Source organism: Streptomyces sp. NPDC037126 (assembly GCF_055605965.1).
Genome location: NZ_JBVJTD010000005.1, coordinates 243,618 through 264,567, shown reverse-complemented (window position 1 = coordinate 264,567; position 20,950 = coordinate 243,618). Strand labels below are relative to the sequence as shown.

At 72.2% G+C, this 20,950-nt stretch carries 21 protein-coding genes; 15 read left to right on the top strand and 6 right to left on the bottom strand.

Annotated features, from left to right (window positions below; all coding sequences use genetic code 11):
* Positions 1-104 precede the first annotated feature (104 nt).
* Positions 105-233, top strand: coding sequence for a morphogenic membrane protein MmpB (gene mmpB / locus ACZ7FF_RS15310; RefSeq protein WP_470812653.1), 129 nt, complete (start codon positions 105-107; stop codon positions 231-233).
* Positions 234-265: 32 nt separating this feature from the next.
* Positions 266-883 (top strand): Maf family protein, encoded by a 618-nt coding sequence (locus ACZ7FF_RS15305; RefSeq protein WP_470812652.1) that lies wholly within the window; start codon positions 266-268, stop codon positions 881-883.
* Here the strand turns inward: ACZ7FF_RS15305 and ACZ7FF_RS15300 are convergent.
* Positions 855-1,406 carry a hypothetical protein gene (locus ACZ7FF_RS15300; protein WP_470812651.1) on the bottom strand — a complete coding sequence of 184 codons (552 nt, stop codon included), beginning with the start codon at positions 1,404-1,406 and terminating at the stop codon, positions 855-857. The two genes, ACZ7FF_RS15305 and ACZ7FF_RS15300, sit on opposite strands and share 29 nt — an antisense overlap.
* Positions 1,407-1,797: 391 nt before the next feature.
* Here ACZ7FF_RS15300 and ACZ7FF_RS15295 point away from each other — a divergent pair, with 391 nt between their 5' ends.
* The gene (locus ACZ7FF_RS15295; RefSeq protein WP_470812650.1) at positions 1,798-3,570 is read left to right on the top strand and encodes an acetyl/propionyl/methylcrotonyl-CoA carboxylase subunit alpha; all 1,773 of its coding nucleotides are present in this window, start codon (positions 1,798-1,800) and stop codon (positions 3,568-3,570) included.
* Positions 3,571-4,596: 1,026 nt separating this feature from the next.
* Here ACZ7FF_RS15295 and ACZ7FF_RS15290 read toward each other — a convergent pair.
* Together ACZ7FF_RS15290 and ACZ7FF_RS15285 are read right to left on the bottom strand one after the other, a co-directional pair.
* Positions 4,597-5,541, bottom strand: a complete 945-nt coding sequence (locus ACZ7FF_RS15290) for a DeoR/GlpR family DNA-binding transcription regulator (protein ID WP_470812649.1) — start codon at positions 5,539-5,541, stop codon at positions 4,597-4,599.
* Positions 5,542-5,707: 166 nt separating this feature from the next.
* The gene (locus ACZ7FF_RS15285; RefSeq protein WP_470812648.1) at positions 5,708-7,156 is read right to left on the bottom strand and encodes an NAD(P)H-quinone dehydrogenase; all 1,449 of its coding nucleotides are present in this window, start codon (positions 7,154-7,156) and stop codon (positions 5,708-5,710) included.
* Positions 7,157-7,242: 86 nt separating this feature from the next.
* Between ACZ7FF_RS15285 and ACZ7FF_RS15280 the strand changes: the two genes are divergently transcribed.
* The 3 genes from ACZ7FF_RS15280 (at position 7,243) to ACZ7FF_RS15270 (ending at position 10,403) form a co-directional block, all read left to right on the top strand.
* A complete protein-coding gene (locus ACZ7FF_RS15280; RefSeq protein ID WP_470812647.1) occupies positions 7,243-7,680 on the top strand; it encodes a gamma-glutamylcyclotransferase family protein in 438 nt (145 codons plus the stop codon).
* Positions 7,681-7,817: 137 nt separating this feature from the next.
* Complete coding sequence (locus ACZ7FF_RS15275) at positions 7,818-8,642, top strand: purine-nucleoside phosphorylase (RefSeq protein WP_470812646.1); 825 nt, start codon at positions 7,818-7,820, stop codon at positions 8,640-8,642.
* Positions 8,643-8,756: 114 nt separating this feature from the next.
* A complete protein-coding gene (locus ACZ7FF_RS15270) occupies positions 8,757-10,403 on the top strand; it encodes a phospho-sugar mutase (RefSeq protein WP_470812645.1) in 1,647 nt (548 codons plus the stop codon).
* 120 nt (positions 10,404-10,523) lie between these two features.
* Here the strand turns inward: ACZ7FF_RS15270 and ACZ7FF_RS15265 are convergent, their stop codons facing one another.
* A complete protein-coding gene (locus ACZ7FF_RS15265; protein ID WP_470812644.1) occupies positions 10,524-11,243 on the bottom strand; it encodes a PH domain-containing protein in 720 nt (239 codons plus the stop codon).
* A gap of 136 nt (positions 11,244-11,379) precedes the next feature.
* Here ACZ7FF_RS15265 and deoC point away from each other — a divergent pair, with 136 nt between their 5' ends.
* The 3 genes from deoC to ACZ7FF_RS15250 are packed head-to-tail and all read left to right on the top strand — an operon-like array spanning position 11,380 to position 14,658.
* The gene (gene deoC, locus ACZ7FF_RS15260; RefSeq protein ID WP_470812767.1) at positions 11,380-12,339 is read left to right on the top strand and encodes a deoxyribose-phosphate aldolase; all 960 of its coding nucleotides are present in this window, start codon (positions 11,380-11,382) and stop codon (positions 12,337-12,339) included.
* Between the two features lie 5 nt (positions 12,340-12,344).
* Positions 12,345-13,781 (top strand): aldehyde dehydrogenase family protein, encoded by a 1,437-nt coding sequence (locus ACZ7FF_RS15255; RefSeq protein WP_470812643.1) that lies wholly within the window; start codon positions 12,345-12,347, stop codon positions 13,779-13,781.
* Positions 13,774-14,658: an aldehyde dehydrogenase family protein gene (locus ACZ7FF_RS15250; protein WP_470812642.1), complete on the top strand. Its 885-nt coding sequence runs from the start codon at positions 13,774-13,776 to the stop codon at positions 14,656-14,658. Before ACZ7FF_RS15255 ends, ACZ7FF_RS15250 begins: the two co-directional genes overlap by 8 nt.
* Positions 14,659-14,746: 88 nt before the next feature.
* On the opposite strand, the gene ACZ7FF_RS15245 is transcribed toward ACZ7FF_RS15250, so the two are convergent.
* The gene (locus ACZ7FF_RS15245; RefSeq protein WP_470812641.1) at positions 14,747-15,148 is read right to left on the bottom strand and encodes a hypothetical protein; all 402 of its coding nucleotides are present in this window, start codon (positions 15,146-15,148) and stop codon (positions 14,747-14,749) included.
* A 160-nt stretch (positions 15,149-15,308) separates the two neighbouring features.
* On the opposite strand from ACZ7FF_RS15245, the gene ACZ7FF_RS15240 reads away from it, so the two are divergent.
* Positions 15,309-15,911, top strand: coding sequence for a uridine kinase family protein (locus ACZ7FF_RS15240; protein WP_470812766.1), 603 nt, complete (start codon positions 15,309-15,311; stop codon positions 15,909-15,911).
* A 161-nt stretch (positions 15,912-16,072) separates the two neighbouring features.
* On the opposite strand, the gene ACZ7FF_RS15235 is transcribed toward ACZ7FF_RS15240, so the two are convergent.
* A complete protein-coding gene (locus tag ACZ7FF_RS15235; RefSeq protein WP_470812640.1) occupies positions 16,073-16,810 on the bottom strand; it encodes a SigE family RNA polymerase sigma factor in 738 nt (245 codons plus the stop codon).
* Positions 16,811-17,052: 242 nt separating this feature from the next.
* Between ACZ7FF_RS15235 and afsQ1 the strand changes: the two genes are divergently transcribed.
* From afsQ1 to ACZ7FF_RS15210, 5 genes are all read left to right on the top strand, one after another.
* Positions 17,053-17,730, top strand: a complete 678-nt coding sequence (gene afsQ1 / locus ACZ7FF_RS15230; RefSeq protein WP_026248263.1) for a two-component system response regulator AfsQ1 — start codon at positions 17,053-17,055, stop codon at positions 17,728-17,730.
* The gene (locus ACZ7FF_RS15225; RefSeq protein WP_470812638.1) at positions 17,727-19,319 is read left to right on the top strand and encodes a sensor histidine kinase; all 1,593 of its coding nucleotides are present in this window, start codon (positions 17,727-17,729) and stop codon (positions 19,317-19,319) included. The genes afsQ1 and ACZ7FF_RS15225 overlap by 4 nt, the downstream gene beginning before the upstream one ends.
* On the top strand, positions 19,316-19,918 hold the full coding sequence (locus ACZ7FF_RS15220; RefSeq protein ID WP_470812636.1) for a hypothetical protein: 603 nt from the start codon (positions 19,316-19,318) through the stop codon (positions 19,916-19,918). Before ACZ7FF_RS15225 ends, ACZ7FF_RS15220 begins: the two co-directional genes overlap by 4 nt.
* A gap of 119 nt (positions 19,919-20,037) precedes the next feature.
* Positions 20,038-20,589, top strand: a complete 552-nt coding sequence (locus tag ACZ7FF_RS15215; RefSeq protein WP_470812634.1) for a VanZ family protein — start codon at positions 20,038-20,040, stop codon at positions 20,587-20,589.
* A gap of 107 nt (positions 20,590-20,696) precedes the next feature.
* Entirely contained in the window at positions 20,697-20,900 is a 204-nt protein-coding gene (locus ACZ7FF_RS15210) for a PspC domain-containing protein (RefSeq protein ID WP_470812632.1), read from the top strand.
* The last annotated feature ends 50 nt before the right edge of the window (positions 20,901-20,950 follow it).

Sequence of the window (20,950 nt, the reverse complement as noted above, 5' to 3'; positions counted from 1 at the left end):
GGCGGGGGGCGCGGGAAAGGACACGCGCGGGAGGAGAACACCGGGTTCCGATTTGAGTACGCCTACTCAGGCACCCCGGCCCGGCCGGGCCGCACGCTGGGGGCATGCTGTGGTCGGACCCCGAGGACGAGCCGCCGAAGGAACTGCGCGAGACGCAGGAGATGCTTCGGCGGCTCGGCTTCTTCATGGCCGTGGCGATGGTCCTGGTCATGCTGGTCATCGGTCTGAGGTGAGCCGGACGGAGCAGGGTGACTAACCTGACGGCATGACTGCAACGCGCCGCAGGCGACTCGTGCTCGCCTCCCAGTCCCCCGCCCGGCTCGGACTGCTCCGGCAGGCGGGCCTCGAGCCCGAGGTCATCGTGAGCGGCGTCGACGAGGACGCCGTCACCGCCCCCACCCCGGCGGACCTGGCGCTCGCCCTGGCCGAGGCGAAGGCCTCCGTCGTCGCTGCGAGGCCGGAGGTCCAGGGGGCCCTCGTGATCGGCTGCGACTCGGTCCTCGAACTGGACGGGAAGGCCCTCGGCAAGCCCGCCCACGCCGAGGAGGCCACGGCCCGCTGGAAGGACATGCGCGGGCGGGCCGGCGTACTCCAGACGGGGCACTGCGTCTGGGACACGACGGCCAAGCGGTACGTGTCGGCGACGGCGTCCACCGTCGTCCGGTTCGGCGAGCCGAGCGACGAGGAGATCGCCGCCTACGTGGCCTCCGGGGAACCCCTCCACGTCGCCGGGGCGTTCACCCTGGACGGCCGTTCGGCGCCGTTCATCGACGGCATCGACGGCGACCACGGCAACGTGATCGGCATCAGCCTGCCCCTCGTGCGCAAGCTCCTGGCCGAACTCGGCGTGGGCATCACGGAGTTGTGGGCTCCGTCCGAGTGAACCCGGCCGGGACGGAGTCCTGGGGCTCGTCGTCCCCGTCCTGGGGCTGCTCCGTACGGCCCACCGGTTCACCCGCCGGGGTGGTCGCCGGCTCCGGCTCCGCCCGCGGGTCACCGCCCCCGCCCGCACCCCCGCCGCGGGCGGCCTGCTCCGGGCCGGCCTCACGGTCGTACGTCATCAGGAGCAGGACGACGAGCCCGAGCACCACGACCATGAACAGGAACGCCGCCCAGCCGACCAGCCCGAAGGCCACGGCGCCCAGCAGGGCGTGCACCACGGCCACGCTGATCAGCAGGACCCTGCCGAAGCCCGCGGGGGCGCGGTCGCGCACCGCGACCAGCAGGGCGACCAGGGCGCACAGCGCGAAGTAGAGCCCGAAGACGACCCCGCCGATCTTCGAGGACACCGACATGACGTGGGGGTCGAGGCCGGCCAGGGACATCTTCTGACGGTCCACGACCACGCCGAGGAACCAGTTCAGCGCCCCGATGAAGAGCGCCTCGGCGAGAAGGACGAACGTCACGATCCACGCCACCGGCCTGCGCACCACCGGCCCCCACCCACTCTCCAGCCAGATCCGTGTTACCCCAAGTACGTTCGAGACATCGCGAACGCTACTAACGGGTAAACCGGGGGACAAGGGTTCGCGCGGCAGCAAAGAATCATTGGGCCATTCGTAGGGACTCGACAAAGAAACGGAGTGGGCCGCAGCACCCCCTCACAGAGACCTTGACCACATGACAGGGCTAGGGTTTCCCGGAGGAGTCCTGCGTACCGAGGTGCGACTAGGGCTTTCGCGGGTCGAGCGAGCCTCGAATCACGCTCCGTGTGGGCAAGCTCACCATTGGGGACGGGTCGAAGTGCCGTGTCGGCAGTCCCTAAACTCGGCTTGTTTCAAGGAGGGAGCCTCAATCGTGCGCAAGGTGCTCATCGCCAACCGTGGCGAAATCGCTGTCCGCGTGGCCCGGGCCTGCCGGGACGCCGGGATCGCGAGCGTGGCCGTCTACGCCGACCCGGACCGGGACGCTCTGCATGTCCGCGCCGCGGATGAGGCGTTCGCCCTGGGCGGTGACACCCCGGCCACCAGTTACCTGGACATCGAAAAGGTCCTGAACGCCGCCCGGGAGTCCGGCGCGGACGCCGTCCATCCGGGTTACGGCTTCCTTTCGGAGAACGCCGACTTCGCGCAGGCGGTACTGGACGCGGGCCTGATCTGGATCGGCCCGCCCCCGCACGCCATCCAGGACCTGGGCGACAAGGTCGCCGCCCGGCACATCGCCCAGCGCGCCGGCGCCCCGTTGGTGGCCGGTACGCCCGATCCGGTGAGCGGTGCCGAGGAGGTCGTCGCCTTCGCCAGGGAGCACGGCCTGCCCATCGCCATCAAGGCCGCCTTCGGCGGTGGCGGCCGCGGCCTGAAGGTCGCCCGCACCCTCGAAGAGGTGCCCGAGCTGTACGACTCGGCGGTCCGCGAGGCCGTCGCCGCCTTCGGCCGCGGAGAGTGCTTCGTCGAGCGCTACCTGGACCGTCCGCGGCACGTGGAGACCCAGTGTCTGGCCGACAAGCACGGCAACGTGGTCGTCGTCTCCACCCGTGACTGCTCCCTGCAGCGCCGCCACCAGAAGCTGGTGGAGGAGGCCCCGGCGCCGTTCCTGTCCGAGGAGCAGGTCGCCGAGCTGTACCGCGCCTCGAAGGCCATCCTGAAGGAGGCCGGCTACGAGGGCGCGGGTACCTGCGAGTTCCTGGTCGGCCAGGACGGCACGATCTCCTTCCTGGAGGTCAACACCCGTCTGCAGGTCGAGCACCCGGTGACCGAGGAGGTCGCGGGCATCGACCTGGTGCGCGAGATGTTCCGCATCGCCGACGGCGAGGAACTGGGTTACGACGACCCGGTGCTGCGCGGTCACTCGTTCGAGTTCCGCATCAACGGCGAGGACCCGGGCCGCAACTTCCTGCCCGCCCCCGGCACGGTCACCCGCTTCGAGGCGCCGTCCGGTCCCGGTGTCCGCCTGGACGCGGGCGTGGAGTCCGGCTCGGTCATCGGCCCGGCGTGGGACTCGCTGCTCGCCAAGCTGATCGTCACCGGCCGGACCCGCAAGGAGGCCCTGGAGCGGGCCGCCCGTGCGCTGGACGAGTTCCAGGTCGAGGGCATGGCCACGGCCATCCCCTTCCACCGCGCGGTCGTGCGGGACCTGGCGTTCGCCCCCGAGCTTGAGGGCTCGGCGGAGCCGTTCAAGGTCCACACGCGCTGGATCGAGACGGAGTTCGTCAACGAGATCAAGCCGTTCGCCGCTCCCGCCGACACCGAGGCGGAGGAGGAGACCGGCCGCGAGACCGTCGTCGTCGAGGTCGGGGGCAAGCGTCTCGAGGTCTCCCTGCCCTCGTCCCTGGGCATGTCCCTGGCCCGCACGGGCCTCGCGGCCGGCGCCAAGCCGAAGCGCCGCGCGGCCAAGAAGTCCGGCCCCGTCGCCTCCGGCGACACCCTCGCCTCCCCGATGCAGGGCACGATCGTCAAGATCGCGGTCGAGGAGGGCCAGGAGGTCAAGGAGGGCGACCTGGTCGTCGTCCTGGAGGCCATGAAGATGGAGCAGCCGCTGAACGCGCACAAGGCGGGCACCATCAAGGGCCTGAGCGCCGAGGTCGGCGCGTCCGTCACCTCGGGCGCGGCGATCTGCGAGATCAAGGACTGAAGTCCGCGGCACGACACGTGAGTTGGCCCCCGGTACCCACCGGGGGCCGACTCCGTTTCCGGGCTCCCGAGCGGGGCTCGCCGAGGCCGGTGCCGCGGCACCGGCGTCCGGCCTCCGCGCCCCGCAGGGTTCGGGCACGCCTCGGTGGGCCACAGCGCGCCGTTGCTCCTCGCCGCGGCCCTCCCGCCCGGCCTGCCCCTCAAAGCGCCCCAGACGCCCCTGTACCGCGTTCTGAGGGGGTACGCGGGCCCCGGCCGCCTGCGTACGAGCGAGGCGACGCGCCGCCGGCCCACGGCCGCCCCCGGGTCCTCACCCGTCCGGCGGACCCTGCCCACCTGAAAGCCGAGCCGCCGCCCGCCCGGCCACGAGCGAAGCACCCAGCCCGTGCGAACGACGCCACCCGCGCCGACATGAACTTCTTCACGGCCCTGCCACACGGTCACGCGGCGACGTCCGCCACGAGCGAGCCGACGACGGCGGCACGGCCGCCTTGTTGGCCCCGCCCACAAGCCACTGCCCGCGGCCCGGTCTCGTTCCCCCGAGGCTCGGCCTCGAGCCACTGCCCAGGGCTCGGCTTCCTCCCGCCAGGGGACCGGCCGGGGGCCACTTGCCCGGGGCCCGGTCTCGTCCCGCCGGAGGCTCGTTCTCGTTCCGCCCGGGCCTCGGGCCACGGCCCGAGGCTCGCTTTCATCCCGCCCAGGGATCGGCCGCAAGCCACTCCCCAGGGCTCCGCCTCATCCCGCCGGAGGCTCGCTCCAGCACCGCCCGAGGCTCGACCTCAAGCCACAGCCCGGCCTCGCGCCACCAGCCACTGCCCGAGACTCGCCCTCGTCCCGCCGGAGGCCAGGTCTCGTCCTGCCCGGGGATCTGGAGGACGAGCTCCTTGCGCGGCGGGGCGTGGGGCCCGTGGGCGTTACGGGACCGTGGACCGGGACGCCTTCGCGCGGTCCCGGGACGGGGCGCCCGGTCCTTTGCCGGCACGCGGCGGAGGCCCCTCGGCACGGTGGCGCAGCGCCGGCGTGACGGTCACCGCCGTCGCAGGTCCGCGACCCGGGCCCGCTCCGAGCCCGTCGGCTGCTCCCCCAGCACCGAGGCCGACCGCAGCGCCCCACCGGGCACCTGGCCCCTGCGCGGCCCCGGCAGCGGAGCGCGCCGCGCCGCCGGGACCTGCTCACCCCCCGGGTTCCCGCTCGCCCCGGACACGGCGATCTGCACCCCCTGATCGGCGAGGGCCTGCAGCTCGGTGGCCGCACGGTCGTCGTGGGCGGGCGGCTCGTCGGTGACCAGCCGGGTGATCAGGTCGGTCGGCACGGTCTGGAACATCGTGTCCGTACCCAGCTTGGTGTGGTCGGCGAGGACCACGACCTCCGCGGCGGCCTGCACCAGCGCCCGGTCGACGGACGCCGAGAGCATGTTGGACGTGGACAGCCCCCGCTCGGCGGTGAGCCCGCTCCCGGACAGGAAGGCCTTCGACACGCGCAGGCCCTGGAGGGACTGCTCGGCGCCGGAACCGACGAGTGCGTAGTTGGAGCCGCGCAGGGTGCCGCCGGTCATCACGACCTCGACCCGGTTGGCATGGGCCAACGCCTGTGCGACCAGCAGGGAGTTGGTGACGACGGTCAGGCCGGGCACCCGCGCGAGCCGGCGGGCCAGCTCCTGTGTGGTGGTACCCGCGCCGACCACGATCGCCTCGCCTTCTTCGACGAGGCCCGCGGCGAGGTCGGCGATGGCCGTCTTCTCGGCGGTCGCGAGATGGGACTTCTGCGGAAAGCCCGACTCCCGCGTGAACCCACCGGGCAGTACCGCACCGCCGTGCCGGCGGTCGAGGAGTCCTTCTGCCTCCAGTGCCCGCACGTCCCGCCGTACGGTCACTTCGGAGGTCTGGACGACGCGGGCGAGTTCACGGAGCGACACGGCACCGTTCGCTCGCACCATTTCGAGGATCAATTGGCGACGTTCAGCAGCGAACACGAAACTGACAGTAACCCCAGCGACCGTCTGGTTTCAGCAGTTTGCGCCGAATAACAGAAGATGTTCGCATGGCAGAGCGGGAAGTGGTATAGGGCTTACCCGCCCCGACTATGCCGCACGCATGCTCGACAACTCCCTGTGACCAGCGGGAAGTTGGCGCCGGACGTCAGGCCTCGCCGGTCGCCTTGCGGGTGTGGAGCTGCCGGGCGACCTCCGCGATCGACCCCGAAAGGGAGGGGTACACCGTGAAGGCGTTCGCGATCTGTTCGACTGTCAGATTGTTGTCGACGGCGATCGAGATCGGGTGGATGAGCTCCGAGGCGCGGGGCGCCACGACGACACCGCCGACGACGATGCCCGTACCCGGGCGGCAGAAGATCTTCACGAAGCCGTCCCGGATGCCCTGCATCTTGGCGCGCGGGTTGCGCAGCAGGGGCAGCTTGACGACCCGGGCGTCGATCTTGCCCGCGTCCACGTCCGCCTGCGAGTAGCCGACGGTGGCGATCTCGGGGTCGGTGAAGACGTTCGAGGAGACGGTCTTCAGGTTCAGCGGGGCCACCGCGTCGCCCAGGAAGTGGTACATGGCGATGCGCCCCTGCATGGCGGCGACGGACGCGAGGGCGAAGACACCGGTCACGTCCCCGGCCGCGTAGACACCGGGAGCGGTCGTGCGCGACACCTTGTCGGTCCAGATGTGACCGGACTCGCGCAGCTTGACGCCGGCCTCCTCCAGGCCCAGGCCCGCGCTGTTCGGGATGGCGCCGACGGCCATGAGGCAGTGGGTGCCGCTGATGACCCGGCCGTCGGCCAGCGTCACCTCGACCCGGTCGCCGACCCGCTTGGCGGACTGCGCGCGGGAGCGGGCCATGACGTTCATGCCGCGGCGGCGGAAGACGTCCTCCAGGACGGCGGCCGCGTCCGGGTCCTCGCCCGGCAGCACGCGGTCCCGGGACGACACGAGGGTCACCTTGGAGCCCAGCGCCTGGTAGGCGCCGGCGAACTCGGCACCGGTCACACCGGAACCGACCACGATCAGCTCTTCCGGCAGCTCGTCGAGGTCGTAGACCTGGGTCCAGTTGAGGATGCGCTCGCCGTCGGGCTGGGCGTCGGGCAGCTCGCGCGGGTGCCCGCCGGTGGCGATGAGCACGGCGTCGGCGTCGAGGGTCTCCTCGGTGCCGTCGGCGGCGGTGACGACGACCTTGCGGGACCCGTCGAGGCCCTGCATGCCGTCCAGCCGGCCGCGGCCGCGCATGACCCGGGCGCCCGCGCGGGTGACGGAGGCGGTGATGTCGTGGGACTGGGCGAGGGCCAGCCGCTTCACACGGCGGTTGACCTTCCCCAGGTCGACGCCGACCACCCGGGCCGCCTGCTCCAGCGGCGGGGTGTCGTCGGCGACGATGATGCCCAGTTCCTCGTACGACGAGTCGAAGGTCGTCATGACCTCGGCCGTAGCGATAAGGGTCTTCGACGGCACGCAGTCGGTCAGCACCGACGCCCCGCCCAGGCCGTCGCAGTCGACGACGGTCACCTCCGCGCCGAGCTGGGCGCCCACCAGCGCAGCTTCGTATCCGCCGGGTCCGCCACCGATGATCACGATCCGAGTCACGTACTCCATTGTCCCGCACGCTTCAAGGTGCTACTGCCCGGGGCTCGCTCCCGGGGCGGGAGAGGCCCGCGCGGCCCCTGCCGTACCCTCTCCCCATGTCGCTCTATGCCGCGTACGCCGGCAACCTCGACGCGCGGCTGATGTCCCGCCGTGCCCCGCACTCCCCGCTGCGCGCCACGGGCTGGCTGAACGACTGGCGGCTGACCTTCGGCGGCGAGCAGCTCGGCTGGGAGGGCGCGCTGGCGACGATCGTCGAGGAGCCGCTGGCGCAGGTCTTCGTCGGTCTCTACGACATCGCACCCATGGACGAGGAGTCGCTCGACCGGTGGGAGGGCGTGGGCCTCGGCATCTACCGGCGCGTGCGGGTCCGGGTGCACACCCTGGACGGCGAGGAACCGGCCTGGACCTATGTCCTCAACGGCTACGAGGGCGGGCTGCCGTCGGCACGCTACCTGGGCGAAGTCGCCGACGCGGCGGAGTCCGCCGGGGCGCCCCACGACTACGTGATGGAACTGCGGAAGCGGCCCTGCTGACGGCGCCGGTCCCGGCGGATTCGGCAGGGCCGGACGGCGGGCGGGACGCGCCTCGTGGAAAACGACAAGACAACGATCCCCATCCCGTGATGTCTGTCATCTACGCGCGTAGGCGAAGAGCGGCTACCCTCAGTCCCGTGAACGCATCTCTTCTTCCGGACGACATCCAGGGCGACCCCTACGCCGCCGCCGACGCCGCCGCCGCGCGCCTGCGCGAACTGACCGGCGCCGAGACCCACGACGTCGCCCTCGTGATGGGCTCCGGCTGGGCTCCGGCCGTCGACGCCCTTGGCGCACCCGACGCCGAGTTCCAGGTCACCGAGCTGCCGGGCTTCCCGCCGCCGGCCGTCGAGGGCCACGGCGGCAAGGTCCGCTCGTACTCCTTCGGTGACAAGCGCGCCCTGGTCTTCCTGGGCCGCACGCACTACTACGAGGGCCGTGGCGTCGCCGCCGTCGCGCACGGCGTGCGCACCGCCGTCGCCGCCGGCTGCAAGACCGTGGTGCTCACCAACGGCTGCGGCGGTCTGCGCGAGGGCATGCGTCCGGGCCAGCCGGTCCTGATCAGCGACCACATCAACCTCACGGCGACCTCGCCGATCGTCGGCGCCAACTTCGTCGACCTGACGGACCTGTACTCGCCGCGCCTGCGCGCCCTGTGCAAGGAGATCGACCCCTCCCTGGAGGAGGGCGTCTACGCGCAGTTCCCCGGCCCGCACTACGAGACCCCGGCCGAGATCCGCATGGCCCGCGTCATCGGCGCGGACCTGGTCGGCATGTCCACGGTGCTCGAGGCCATCGCCGCCCGCGAGGCCGGCGCCGAGGTGCTGGGCATCTCCCTGGTCACCAACCTCGCCGCCGGCATGACCGGCGAGCCCCTCAACCACGAGGAGGTCCTCCAGGCGGGCCGCGACTCCGCGGCGCGCATGGGCGCGCTGCTGGGCCAGGTGCTGGGCAAGCTGTAAGCGCCCGCTGTCACGCCCGCCCGCTGTCCCGCCGACGGTCCCGGACGGGCGGGCGGGCCGACGGGGGTCCGGGGGCCGAGCCCCCGGCGAAGACTAGGAGAGGTTGATCCCAAGGTGCACGACGATCTCATCAGCAGGGCCAAGGCCTGGCTCGCCGAGGACCCGGACGCGGAGACCCGCGACGAACTGGGCAAGCTGATCGACGCCGGTGACGTCACGGAGCTGGCGGACCGGTTCGGCGGCACGCTGCAGTTCGGCACCGCCGGACTGCGCGGCGAGCTGGGCGCCGGTCCCATGCGCATGAACCGCAGCGTCGTCATCCGCGCCGCCGCCGGACTCGCCGCGTACCTGAAGAAGGACGGGACCCCGCACGGGGGCGAGGACGCCGGCCTCGTGGTCATCGGCTACGACGCCCGCCACAAGTCCGCCGACTTCGCCCGCGACACCGCCGCCGTGATGACCGGCGCCGGCCTGCGCGCCGCCGTGCTCCCCCGCCCGCTGCCCACCCCCGTCCTGGCCTTCGCCATAAGGCACCTGGGCGCGGTCGCGGGCGTCGAGGTCACCGCGAGCCACAACCCGCCCCGGGACAACGGCTACAAGGTGTACCTCGGCGACGGCTCCCAGATCGTGCCGCCCGCGGACGCGGGGATCGCCGCGGAGATCGACGCGATCGCCTCCCTGCACGACGTGCCCCGTCCACAGGAGGGCTGGGAGATCCTCGACGACGCGGTCCTGGACGCCTATCTGGCCCGTACGGACGCGGTCCTGGCCGCCGGCTCCCCGCGCACCGCCCGCACGGTCTACACGGCCATGCACGGCGTGGGCCGGGACGTGCTGCTGGCCGCCTTCGCCCGCGCCGGCTTCCCCGAGCCGGTGCTGGTCGCCGAGCAGGCCGACCCGGACCCCGACTTCCCGACGGTCGCCTTCCCCAACCCGGAGGAGCCGGGCGCGATGGACCTGTCGTTCGCGCGGGCCCGCGCGACCGACCCGGACCTCGTCATCGCCAACGACCCCGACGCCGACCGCTGCGCGGTGGCCGTGCAGGACGGCGGCGAGTGGCGGATGCTGCGCGGCGACGAGGTCGGCGCCCTGCTCGCCGCCCACCTGGTCCGGCGCGGGGCGTCCGGCACCTTCGCGGAGTCGATCGTCTCCTCGTCCCTGCTCGGCCGGATCGCCGAGAAGGCGGGCCTGCCGTTCGAGGAGACGCTCACCGGCTTCAAGTGGATCGCCCGCGTGGACGGTCTGCGCTACGGCTACGAGGAGGCCCTCGGCTACTGCGTGGACCCGGAGGGCGTGCGCGACAAGGACGGCATCACCGCCGCGCTGCTGATCACGGAGCTGGCCTCGGTGCTCAAGGAGGAGGGCCGCACCCTCCTCGACCTGCTCGACGACCTCGCCGTCGAACACGGTCTGCACGCGACCGACCAGCTCTCGGTCCGTGTCGAGGACCTCTCGGTGATCTCCGACGCGATGCGCCGCCTGCGCGAGCAGCCCCCGACCGAGCTGGCCGGTCTGGCCATCACCCGCGCCGAGGACCTGACCCGGGGCACCGACCGGCTGCCGCCCACCGACGGCCTGCGCTACACCCTGGACGGCGCCCGGGTCATCGTCCGCCCCAGCGGCACCGAGCCCAAGCTGAAGTGCTACCTGGAGGTCGTCGTCCCGGTCGCCGGCCACGCCGGGCTCCCGGCCGCCCGGGAGCGCGCGACGCAGCTCCTGGAATCGGTCAAGCGGGACCTGTCGGCCGCGGCCGGCATCTGACCCCCGTGCCGGGTGCCACAGCGAGCCCCGGCACGGCGGAACCCCCGGGTGCTCCACGGCACCCGGGGGTTCTGTCACACCGGCATCGGGGGCGCCCAGGGCCGGCCCTAGGGCCTGCGCTCACCCGGTGGCGAGCAGGATGGCCAGCAGGATCGCCCCGGCCACGGCGGGCGCGGCCACCTCGTAGGCCCAGCGGACCGTGACCTCGCCCTGGGCCGTCTCCGCGTCGCCGCGGCCGTCCAGGAGCTCGCGCAGGTCGTCCATGACCTTGTCGGTCTCCGCCCGGGTCGGACCGGCGGTGTCGTCGCGCTGGCCGAACCCGCCCCCGAAGCCGAAGCCGCCGGGGCTGTAGCCACCCGCGCCGAGCCCGCCGATCCGTCCGCCCGCCGAGCGGCCCCGGGCCGCGTCCGCCGCCGCCTTGACCTGGCGCCGTTCGGCCCGCTTGCGGGCCCGCAGCGAGACCGGGACGGCCCACAGCTGGTACTTGGTGCCGGACTCGGTGATGACCTCGTTGGAGAAGCTGGAGCGCAGCTGCGCCACCTGGCCCCAGGGCACGGTGATCACCCGGAACGGGTTGCGGATCCGCAGCCGGTCCTCGTTCGCGAACACGGCCGGGCGCAGCGTGAAGGCGATCACCAGCGGAAAGACCAGGATCATTCCGGCGAGCGCCAGCCACGGGGTACGCCCGTGGCCGTGGAACAGCGCGTCGAAGCCCAGCCAGGCGACGACCGCGAGCAGCAGCACGCCGCCCGCGAGCGCCATCGGCGAGCGGTAGATCCGGTCCTTGGCTCCGGGCGCCGGAGGCCGTGACGCGGGTGACTGGTGGTCCGGGGTCGTCATGGCCCGATTGTGCACGACGCCGGTGCGGGCGCCGCCACGCGCCCCGGTCACGGCGCTCATCCGTGATCGACAAGGCACGAGATGAGCGCCTGGGGTGTACAGAAACTACGCGCGTAGATATGCTCGTCTGGTGACCATGCCCACCACTGCACCCCCAGCCAACGCTCTCGCCGCCGTCACCGCGTCCGACAGCACGCTGCGCCGCTTCCTGCACGGGCTGCCCGGCGTCGACGCGGTCGGCCTGGAGGCGCGCGCCGCGTCTCTCGGCACCCGTTCCATCAAGACCACCGCGAAGGCGTACGCCATCGACCTCGCCATCTCGATGGTCGACCTGACGACGCTGGAAGGCGCGGACACCCCGGGCAAGGTCCGGGCGCTCGGCGCCAAGGCGGTCCACCCCGACCCGACGGACCGGACGACCCCGACCACGGCGGCCGTCTGCGTCTATCCCGACATGGTGGCCGTCGCCAAGGAGGCCGTCGCCGGCTCGGGCGTGAAGGTCGCCTCGGTCGCCACCGCCTTCCCGGCCGGCCGCGCCGCCCTCGCCGTGAAGCTGGCCGACGTCCGCGACGCCGTCGCCGCGGGCGCCGACGAGATCGACATGGTCATCGACCGTGGCGCGTTCCTCGCGGGCAAGTACCTCAAGGTGTACGACGAGATCGTCGCCGTGAAGGAGGCCTGCGGGACGAGCGCCCGGCTGAAGGTCATCTTCGAGACCGGCGAGCTGTCGACGTACGACAACATCCGCCGCGCCTCCTGGCTCGGCATGCTGGCCGGCGCCGACTTCATCAAGACCTCCACGGGCAAGGTCGCGGTCAACGCCACCCCCGCCAACACCCTGCTGATGCTGGAGGCGGTGCGCGACTTCCGCGCCCAGACCGGCGTCCAGGTCGGCGTGAAGCCGGCCGGCGGCATCCGCACCACCAAGGACGCCGTCAAGTTCCTCGTCCTCGTCAACGAGACGGCCGGCGAGGACTGGCTGGACAACCACTGGTTCCGCTTCGGCGCCTCCTCGCTCCTGAACGATCTGCTGATGCAGCGTCAGAAGCTGGCCACCGGCCGCTACTCCGGCCCCGACTACGTAACGGTGGACTGATCACCATGGCATCCGCATTCGAGTACGCACCAGCGCCCGAGTCCCGCTCGATCGTCGACATCGCGCCCTCGTACGGCCTGTTCATCGACGGTGAGTTCACCGAGGCCGCGGACGGCAAGGTCTTCAAGACCGTCTCGCCGTCGACGGAGGAGGTCCTCTCGGAGGTCGCGCAGGCGGGTTCCGAGGACGTCGACCGCGCCGTGAAGGCGGCCCGCAAGGCGTTCGAGAAGTGGTCGGCGCTGCCCGGCTCCGAGCGCGCCAAGTACCTGTTCCGCATCGCCCGCATCGTCCAGGAGCGCAGCCGCGAGCTGGCCGTCCTGGAGACGCTGGACAACGGCAAGCCGATCAAGGAGACCCGCGACGCGGACCTTCCGCTGGTCGCCGCGCACTTCTTCTACTACGCGGGCTGGGCCGACAAGCTCGGCCACGCGGGCTTCGGCGCCGACCCCCGTCCGCTGGGCGTGGCCGGCCAGGTCATCCCCTGGAACTTCCCGCTGCTGATGCTGGCGTGGAAGATCGCCCCGGCGCTCGCGGCCGGCAACACGGTCGTCCTGAAGCCGGCCGAGACGACCCCGCTGTCCGCCTTGTTCTTCGCGGACATCTGCCGCCAGGCGGGCCTGCCCAAGGGCGTCGTCAACATCCTTCCGGGCTACGGCGACGCGGGCGCCGCGCTCGTCGCGCACCCGGACGTGAACAAGGTCGCCTTCACCGGCTCCACCGCCGTCGGCAAGGAGATCGCCCGCACGGTCGCCGGCACGGACAAGAAACTCACGCTCGAACTGGGCGGCAAGGGCGCCAACATCGTCTTCGACGACGCGCCGATCGACCAGGCCGTCGAGGGCATCGTCACCGGCATCTTCTTCAACCAGGGCCAGGTCTGCTGCGCGGGCTCCCGCCTCCTGGTCCAGGAGTCGGTCCAGGACGAACTGCTGGACGCCCTGAAGCGCCGCCTGTCCACGCTCCGCCTCGGCGACCCGCTGGACAAGAACACCGACATCGGTGCGATCAACTCCGCCGAGCAGCTGGCCCGGATCACCTCGCTCGCCCAGAAGGGCGAGGCGGAAGGCGCCGAGCGCTGGTCCCCGGCCTGCGAACTGCCCTCCTCCGGCTACTGGTTCGCCCCGACGCTCTTCACGAACGTCACCCAGGCGCACACCATCGCCCGCGACGAGATCTTCGGCCCGGTGCTGTCGGTCCTCACCTTCCGCACCCCCGACGAGGCGGTCGCCAAGGCGAACAACACGCAGTACGGCCTGTCGGCGGGCATCTGGACCGAGAAGGGCTCCCGGATCCTGGCCGTCGCGAGCAAGCTGCGGGCCGGTGTCGTCTGGTCCAACACGTTCAACAAGTTCGACCCGACCTCGCCGTTCGGCGGTTACAAGGAGTCGGGCTTCGGCCGCGAGGGCGGCCGCCACGGCCTGGAGGCGTACCTCGATGTCTGACCGACTGTCTGTCTTCAAGACCTACAAGCTGTACGTCGGCGGGAAGTTCCCGCGTTCCGAGAGCGGCCGGGTGTACGAGGTGACGGACTCCAAGGCCAACTGGCTGGCCAACGCTCCCCTGTCCTCGCGCAAGGACGCCCGCGACGCCGTGGTCGCCGCGCGCAAGGCGTTCGGCGGCTGGTCCGGCGCCACCGCGTACAACCGCGGCCAGGTGCTGTACCGCGTCGCGGAGATGCTGGAGGGCCGCCGCGAGCAGTTCGTGCGCGAGGTCGCCGAGGCGGAGGGCCTGTCGAAGTCGAAGGCCGCCGCGGTGGTGGACGCCACGATCGACCGCTGGGTCTGGTACGCCGGCTGGACCGACAAGATCACCCAGGTGATCGGCGGCGCCAACCCGGTGGCGGGTCCGTTCTTCAACCTGTCCTCGCCGGAGCCGACCGGTGTGGTCGCCGTCCTGGCCCCTCAGGAGTCGTCGTTCCTGGGCCTGGTCTCGGTGCTCGCCCCGGTGATCGCCACCGGCAACACGGCCGTCGTGGTCGCCTCCGAGAAGGCCCCGCTGCCCGCCCTGTCCCTGGGCGAGGTGCTGGCCACCTCCGACGTCCCCGGTGGTGTGGTCAACGTCCTGTCCGGCCGTACGGCCGAGATCGCGGCGCCGCTGGCCGCGCACCAGGACGTCAACGCGATCGACCTCGCGGGCGCCGACGAGGTGCTGGCGAAGGAGCTGGAGATCGCGGCGGCGGACAACCTGAAGCGCGTCCTTCGTCCACAGCCTGTGGACTACTTCGAGACGCCGGGCATCGACCGGATGACGACGTTCCTCGAGACGAAGACGGTCTGGCACCCGACGGGCTCGCTGGGCGCGTCGGGGTCCTCCTACTGACGGAGTCCGGGCGGGGAACCGCCGGCGCCGGCCGCCACGTGCGGTGCGCGGCCGGTCGCGCGGTTCCCCGCACCCCGCACGGGGCGCCTCAGCGGCCCAGCGCTCCGAGGACCTGACCCGCGACGGGCAGGGTGCCGAGCGAGCTCGCCTCGGCGACCGGAGCCGTCAGCATCCGCGAGCCCACCGGCTTGAAGTCGGCGATCCTGGTGCCCACCCCGTTGTCCAGGGGGTCCACGCCCGTGCCCGCCAGCGGGTTGGGCTTGAGTCCCGTCACCGGTCCGGTGACGAAGCCGACGGTGCCGGTGAGGGCCGTGAGCCCGGCCTGCGGGTCGATGTGGCCGAGCGAGGTGGGCCGCCACGGCACGTCCACGACCGGCGCGGAGGCCGCGTGCGCGGTCGCCGCGCCCGCGCCCAGTGCCGCTCCCGCGCTCGCGAGGGCGATCAGGGCGCGCTGCGCGGCGGGGTGCTGGGATGAGGTGTGTCGGGCCATCGCTGATGCCACCTTCTGGTGCGCAGGGTAAGGATGTCGGCACACAGGGTAGTTGAGGCCGGAGTCACGCTCAAAAGCCGACCCGCGGGGTCGGCAGGCGGCCCCCCATGCGTCAAACTGGTGTTCCGTGAGCATTCATCCACCGTCCCCCGCCCGTGTCGTGCTGCTGTGCGGCCCCTCGGGCTCGGGCAAGTCACTGGTCGCCGCCCGTTCCGGGCTCCCCGTCCTGCGCCTGGACGACTTCTACAAGGAGGCCGACGACCCGACTCTGCCCCTGGTGGAGGGGAGTTCGGACATCGACTGGGACCACCCCGGCTCGTGGGACGCCGACGTGGCGGTCGAGGCCATCACCCGGCTGTGCGCCTCCGGTTCGACACCGGTGCCGGTGTACGACATCGCGCTGAGCGCCCGTACCGGCGAGGAGACGCTGAGCATCGGCCGTACCCCGCTGTTCATCGCGGAGGGCATCTTCGCCGCGGAGATCGTCGGGCGCTGCCGCGAACTCGGTCTGCTCGCGGACGCGCTGTGCCTGTCCCGAGGGCCCGTCACCACCTTCCGGCGGCGCTTCCTGCGGGACCTGAAGGAGGGCCGCAAGTCGGTGCCGTTCCTGCTGCGCCGCGGCTGGCGCCTGATGCGTTCCGAGCGCACGATCGTCTCCCGCCAGGTGTCCCTCGGCGCGCACCCGTGCGACCGGGACGAAGCGCTCGGCCGGCTCGCGGCCGCGGCGGCGGGCCGGCAGGCGCACCGGCAGACGGTGGCCTGACACCCCGCGTCCGGCCGGAAACGGGAAACGGGACTGCCGGACCTCACGGCCCACCAGTCCCGCTCCTGTTTCTCCCCCGTCTTCCCCCGTGGGCCCACCCCCCAGTGGTCCCCCGTTCCCCCGTGCTCCCCCCGTGGGCCACCCCCCGGTGACCCGTGACCTCAGGCGACCAGCTCGCCGAAGGCACTCTCCTCGTCACGGCCGAAGCTGAGGACCTCGTCCTCGCGCAGCCGGCGGAGCGACCGCCAGATGCTGGACTTCACCGTGCCGACACTGATGCCGAGGATGTCCGCGATCTCCGGGTCCGTGCGGCCCTCGTAGTAGCGCAGGACCAGCATGGTGCGCTGGAGTTCGGGCAGCCGGGCCAGCGCCTGCCACAGGACCGCGCGCAGCTCGGTGCCGCGCATCGCGTCCGTCTCGCCCACCGTCTCGGGCAGTTCCTCGGTCGGGTACTCGTTGAGCTTGCGGCGCCGCCAGGCGCTGATGTGCAGGTTCGTCATGGTGCGGCGGAGGTACCCGCCGACGGCCGCCTTGTCGCTGATCCGCTCCCACGCCCGGTACGTCGAGAACAGCGCGCTCTGCAGCAGGTCCTCGGCCTCGAAGCGGTCCCCGGTCAGGTGGTAGGCGGTGGCGTACAGGGAGGCGCGTCGCTCCTGGACGTAGGCGGTGAACTCCGCCTCCGTCAGCGAACGGCGCTCCCCCGAGTCCTCCCCGTACGCGCTTCCCCCGTGCGTCTCCCCCGTACGCGCGTCAACCACCGTCATGTAAGCGGTGTGCTGACGCCCGGTGCCGCGAGCGCACCCCCGCCCGCCCACGGCACCGGACCGCTCGGAACCCCGGTGTACGTCGTGCAGACGCGTGACCACTGCGCTGGTGCTGATGCTGTGCAGCGTGTTCATCTCGCGCTCCCCGTCGTGTACTTCCGGTGATTCGGTCCTGCCCGGGCCGCTTGTGGCTCACCGTCGCTGCCCGTGCCGAGAACTCTGCCGGGGCGACTTCATCGCCGTGTCCGCCGACTGTCACAGACCTGTCACAGGGGTCCGGGGCAGGATCGTCACAGCAAGTGCACAGGTGGTGGCGGTAGGGAGGGCCTGGTGCCGACAGGTCGTACGACACCCCGTCCATGGGCCAGAATGAGCGGGTGCCTTCCCTGTTGCTGATCGAGGACGACGACGCCATCCGTACGGCCCTGGAGCTCTCCCTGACGCGCCAGGGACACCGGGTGGCCACCGCTGCCAGCGGCGAGGACGGTCTGAAGCTGCTGCGCGAGCAGCGGCCGGACCTGATCGTGCTGGACGTGATGCTGCCCGGCATCGACGGGTTCGAGGTGTGCCGGCGCATCCGGCGCACGGACCAGCTGCCGATCATCCTGCTGACCGCGCGCAGCGACGACATCGACGTGGTGGTCGGGCTGGAGTCCGGCGCCGACGACTATGTCGTCAAGCCGGTCCAGGGCCGGGTGCTGGACGCCCGGATCCGGGCCGTGCTGCGGCGCGGGGAACGCGAGTCCAGCGACTCGGCGACGTTCGGCAACGTGGTGATCGACCGCTCGGCGATGACCGTGACGAAGAACGGCGAGGACCTGCAGCTGACCCCGACCGAGCTGCGGCTGCTCCTGGAGCTGAGCCGGCGGCCCGGCCAGGCGCTGTCCCGGCAGCAGTTGCTGCGGCTGGTGTGGGAGCACGACTACCTGGGCGACTCCCGCCTGGTGGACGCGTGCGTGCAGCGGCTGCGCGCCAAGGTGGAGGACGTCCCGTCGTCCCCGACCCTGATCCGTACGGTCCGGGGTGTCGGCTACCGCCTGGACGCCCCTCAGTGACCGACACGCAGGGGGGGTTCCGCGGCTGGGCCGCGGGGCGCACGGGAAGTCTGTCGCGGCTCAGGTTCACCAGCCTCAGGCTGCGGCTCGTCGTCGTCTTCGGGCTGGTCGCCCTCACCGCCGCGGTGTCGGCGTCGGGCATCGCCTACTGGCTCAACCGCGAGGCCGTGCTCACCCGCGCCCAGGACGCGGTGCTGCGCGACTTCCGGCAGGAGATGCAGAACCGCGCGGGCGCGCTGCCCGCGCACCCCACCCAGGACGAACTCCAGCGCACCGCGGGCCAGATGGCCACGAGCAGCCAGAGCTTCAGCGTGCTCCTGGTCGGCCAGGACACGAACGGCAAGGCGGTGTACGGCAATTCGGGCGGGATCAACGGCTTCTCGCTGGAGGACGTGCCGACGTCGCTGCGCACGGCCGTGAACAAGCAGCAGAAGGTCTCCGACACCAACAAGGAGCCGTACCACCTGTACTGGCAGCGGGTCGTGAACCACGGCACGCCGTATCTGGTGGCCGGCACGAGGGTGATCGGCGGCGGCCCCACCGGCTACATGTCGAAGTCCCTGGAGCCGGAGGCCAAGGACCTGAACTCGCTGGCCTGGTCGCTGGGCATCGCCACCGGCCTCGCCCTGATCGGCGCCGCGCTGCTCGCGCAGGCCGCCGCCACGACCGTGCTGAAGCCGGTGCACCGGCTGGGCGTGGCCGCCCGGCGGCTGGGCGAGGGCCGGCTGGACACCAGGCTGCGGGTCTCGGGCACGGACGAACTCGCCGACCTCTCACGGACGTTCAACAACGCGGCGGAGGCACTGGAGAAGCGGGTCGCGGAGATGGCCGCGCGGGACGACGCGTCCCGCCGGTTCGTGGCCGACATGAGCCACGAGCTGCGGACCCCCCTGACCGCCATCACCGCCGTGACGGAGGTGCTGGAGGAGGAGCTGGAGTTCGAGTCGGGGAGCATCGACCCGATGATCGAACCGGCGGTACGGCTGGTGGTCAGCGAGACCCGCCGGCTGAACGACCTGGTCGAGAACCTGATGGAGGTCACCCGCTTCGACGCGGGCACCGCCCGGCTGGTGCTGGACGACGTCGACGTCGCCGACCAGATCACCGCCTGCATCGACGCCCGGGCCTGGCTGGACGCCGTAGAACTGGACGCCGACCGGGGCGTCCACGCCCTCCTCGACCCGCGCCGGCTGGACGTCATCCTCGCCAACCTGATCGGCAACGCGCTCAAGCACGGCGGCTCGCCGGTCCGGGTGTCGGTGCGCGTGGCCGACGAGGACATGGTGATCCAGGTCCGCGACCACGGCCCGGGCATCCCCGAGGACGTCCTCCCGCACGTCTTCGACCGCTTCTACAAGGCGAGCGCCTCCCGTCCGCGCTCCGAGGGCAGCGGGCTCGGCCTCTCCATCGCCATGGAGAACGCCCACATCCACGGCGGTGAGATCACCGCAGCCAACTCCCCGGAGGGCGGAGCGGTGTTCACACTGCGGCTGCCCAGGGACGCCTCCCGGCTGACGGAGGAGGCGGACGACGGCACGAAGAACAGCACGTCCGACACGAACGAGAGTCCGAGAAAGGAGGGGTCATGACCGTACGACGCCTGCTGGCGCTGCCCCTCCTGGGCGCCCTGCTCACCGGCTGCGGCATCCGGGCCACGGAGGTGCCGACCGACTTCGGCGCGGCGCCCTCGCGGGTGCCGTGCTCGCTGGCCGGGCCCGACCTGGCCGCGCAGACCTCGCAGGGCGTACCGGTGCAGGTCTTCCTGCTGTGCGGGGCGTCCCTGGTGACCGTGGACCGGACCGTGCGCGTGCCGGAGGGCACCCCGGACGCCAAGCGCCGGGTGATGGTGGCGCAGGGTCTCCTGGACCAGCTCGCCGCGGCGCCGTCGGCCGCCGAGCGCTCCGCCGGGTACACGACGTACGTGCCGGGCGGTCTGAGCGCGACCGGACCCGGCCCCAAGGACCCCGAGGACACCCTCCGCCTCAGCACCGTCCCGGGCCGCCTGACCTCGTACGCCCTCGCCCAGCTCGTCTGCACGCTGTCCGACTCCGCCGCCACCGAGGGCGACGGCTCGGTCATCCTCGGCGGCCCCGTCCCGGCCGCCCTGCGCCGCTACGAGTGCACCGACGACGTCCGCAGCCGCCCCGGCAGCACCGCGCCCCCGTCCAGCGCGGTCACCGGCACCTAGCGCCGCGACCGGAGAGGTTTCACCGGCCCGCGACATCCGGCACGGCACCGCACCCCTCGCACACACATCCGCGTGACCGATGCGGAACCGATCGTGCACGTCGGTGCGTCTTGGGGGTCGTGCAGCGTCAAGGCTCCATCGGCGGCAACGCCGCAACCCGCATCCGTGTGACAGGCGGTGTCCTCCTCGTCGCGCATCTCGCCGTCGTCGCCTGGCTGATGCTGCGGCCCCTGGACGTCCCCTGGGTGACGCCTCCCAACCTGCGCCCCCTGGCCGGCATCCGGGCCGACCTGGCGCTGGGCTGGCCGGCCGCCGCCAAGCCGCTCGGCGAGGGGCTGGCCCTGCTCGCCCCGCTGGGCGTGCTGCTGCCGATGGTGCACGGCCGGCTCGCGGTGTCCGCGCCGGCCTCCCTGATCCGCACGGCCGCCGCGGGCGCCCTGATCTCCCTCGGCATCGCCCTGCTGCAGACCGGGGTGCCCGGCAGGGTCGTGGACGTCGACTCGCTGCTGCTGAACACCACCGGCGTGATCCTGGCCCACCTGGCCGTCGTCCCCGCGGGCCGCGCCCGGCTCCGGCGGGAGGGGCACGGCGGGGCCGGGACGGTCACCGTCCAGGAGGAGCCGGCTCAGGGGCGTACCCCGACGATTCCCAGGGTCGGGATAGCACCGTAGAGGGAGGCTTCGTCCGCTTCGTCTCCGTATCGTCGAAGACAGCTGAGAGAGCTGGAGTCCGCCGAAGTCGGGCGCACAGCGAACCGACGATCACGACAGGAGCCGACATGGCCGCCCTCGCCCGCCCCACCCACGGCCGCATGCTCGGCGGAGTCTGCGCAGCGCTGGCCCGGCGCTTCGGCACCTCCGCCACGACGATGCGGGTCCTCTTCCTGCTGTCCTGCCTGCTGCCGGGTCCGCAGTTCCTGCTCTACATAGCGCTGTGGATCCTGCTGCCGTCCGAGGACAGGGCCCACTCCACCGCGTGGTGAGGACGGATCCACCCGGATCCGTGCGCAGTGACGCCGCTGGGGCGCTCCGG